2 rRNA genes (1 of these 2 cut by a window edge) are annotated in these 2,500 nt (G+C 52.1%); both read right to left on the minus strand.

The features are described 5' to 3' along the window. Positions 1–46: 46 nt before the first annotated feature. Positions 47–158 (minus strand): 5S ribosomal RNA (gene rrf / locus QUA13_RS31490). A 144-nt stretch (positions 159–302) separates the two neighbouring features. Continuing rightward, positions 303–2,500 (minus strand): 23S ribosomal RNA (locus QUA13_RS31495) (it continues 676 nt past the right edge of the window).

Genomic DNA, 2,500 nt, shown 5'->3' on the forward strand with positions numbered 1-2,500 from the left:
GAGTCTACAACGCAAAAAAGCCAGCATTTCTGCTGGCTTTGGAATAATGTGGCGGCGACCTACTCTCCCGGGTGTGACCCCAGTACCATCGGCGCTGCAGGGCTTAACTTCTCTGTTCGGGATGGGAAGAGGTGGGACCCCTGCGCTAGGCCGCCTAATTTGTAAGTATGCAGTGATCAGTGATCAGTAAACAGTTACCTGTCCTCAGAGCTGATAGCCTGCATCTAATATTTTTGTTCTTCGGTCTTCGGTCTTCCGACTTCCAGCCTTTTTAACATATCTGGTAGAGATTGTAACAACGGTAGCGTAAGCTTTTGGGCAATTAGTACTGCTCAGCTATGCCATTGCTGACTTTACACCTGCAGCCTATCAACCTCATCGTCTCTGAGGGCCCTATTTGGAAGTCTCATCTTGAGGGGAGTTTCGCACTTAGATGCTTTCAGCGCTTATCTCTTCCCGACGTAGCTACCCGGCAGTGCAGTTGGCACCACAACCGGTACACCAGCGGTCAGTCCAACCCGGTCCTCTCGTACTAAGGTCAGGTCCTCGCAAACTTCCCACGCCCGCAACAGATAGGGACCGAACTGTCTCACGACGTTCTGAACCCAGCTCGCGTGCCACTTTAATCGGCGAACAGCCGAACCCTTGGGACCTTCTCCAGCCCCAGGATGTGACGAGCCGACATCGAGGTGCCAAACCTCCCCGTCGATATGAGCTCTTGGGGGAGATCAGCCTGTTATCCCCAGCGTACCTTTTATCCTTTGAGCGACGGCCCTTCCATTCAGAACCGCCGGATCACTATACCCGTGTTTCCACCCTGCTCGGCTTGTCGGCCTTACAGTCAAGCTCCCTTATGCTATTGCACTCCTCGTACGGTTACCAAGCGTACTGAGGGAACCTTTGGAAGCCTCCGTTATCCTTTTGGAGGCGACCACCCCAGTCAAACTACCCACCAAGCAATGTCCCCCTTCAGGGGTTAGATACCAGACAAACAAAGGGTGGTATTTCAACAGTGACTCCACAGATCCTGGCGAACCCGCTTCATAGTCTCCCACCTATCCTACACATCATTTGTCCAGTACCAATGCTAAGCTGCAGTAAAGGTGCATGGGGTCTTTCCGTCCCGTTGCGGGTACGCGGCATCTTCACCGCGACTACAATTTCACCGAGCTCATGGTTGAGACAGCGCCCAGATCGTTACACCATTCGTGCAGGTCGGAACTTACCCGACAAGGAATTTCGCTACCTTAGGACCGTTATAGTTACGGCCGCCGTTTACTGGGGCTTCGATTCAATGCGTCGCTTGCGCTAACATCCCCTCTTAACCTTCCAGCACCGGGCAGGTGTCAGGCCTTATACTTAGTCTTGAAACTTTGCAAAGCCATGTGTTTTTGTTAAACAGTCGCCTGGGCCTCTTCACTGCGGCTGACATCGCTGCCAGCGCCCCTTCTCCCGAAGTTACAGGGCCATTTTGCCGAGTTCCTTAACCATGATTCACTCGAGCACCTTAGGATTCTCTCCTCGACCACCTGTGTCGGTTTGCGGTACGGGTACTCATACGCTTAACGCTAGAAGTTTTTCTTGGAAGCCCTTAGGATCACTATCTGATTGTCCGAAAACGCTCAGTACTATCACGTTCGGCTAACCCTGCGCATTTAACTACAAGGCCAATACCTACTCGCTTTAACCCGGTATTCCGTCACCGGGCGGATCTTTCATCACTCCGTCACTCCATCACCTGTATGAATAGTATGGGAATATTAACCCATTGTCCATCGACTACCCCTCTCGGGTTCGCCTTAGGTCCCGACTAACCCTGATCCGATTAACGTTGATCAGGAAACCTGGGTCTTACGGTGGGCGGGTTTCTCGCCCGCCTTATCGTTACTTATGCCTACATTTGCTTTTCCAAAAACTCCAGCACCCCTTACAGGATACCTTCGCCGTCATTGGAATGCTCCCCTACCACTCGTCCATCGCTGGATCGAATCCTTCGCTTCGGTATTAGGTTTGATGCCCGATTATTATCGACGCCCTGTCGCTCGACCAGTGAGCTGTTACGCACTCTTTAAAGGAATAGCTGCTTCCAAGCTAACCTCCTGGCTGTCTCTGCAACTGGACCACCTTTGTTCAACTTAACCTAAATTTGGGGACCTTAGCGGAAGGTCTGGGTTCTTTCCCTCTCGGACTGGGACCTTAGCACCCCAGCCCTCACTGCCGGTTCTGTATGACGGCATTCGGAGTTCGTCAGGATTTGGTAGGATGTGACTCCCCCTAGTCCTATCGGTAGCTCTACCTCCGCCATACAATTCCCGACGCTGTTCCTAAAAACATTTCGGGGAGTACGAGCTATTTCTCAGTTTGATTAGCCTTTCACCCCTACCCACAGCTCATCCGGAAGCTTTTCAACGCTTATCAGTTCGGTCCTCCAGTTGGTTTTACCCAACCTTCAACCTGGCCATGGGTAGATCACTAAGTTTCGCGTCTACCCCCTCCGACT

This window comes from Microcoleus sp. S28C3 (genome assembly GCF_036700785.1).
Classification (GTDB): domain Bacteria; phylum Cyanobacteriota; class Cyanobacteriia; order Cyanobacteriales; family Microcoleaceae; genus Microcoleus; species Microcoleus asticus.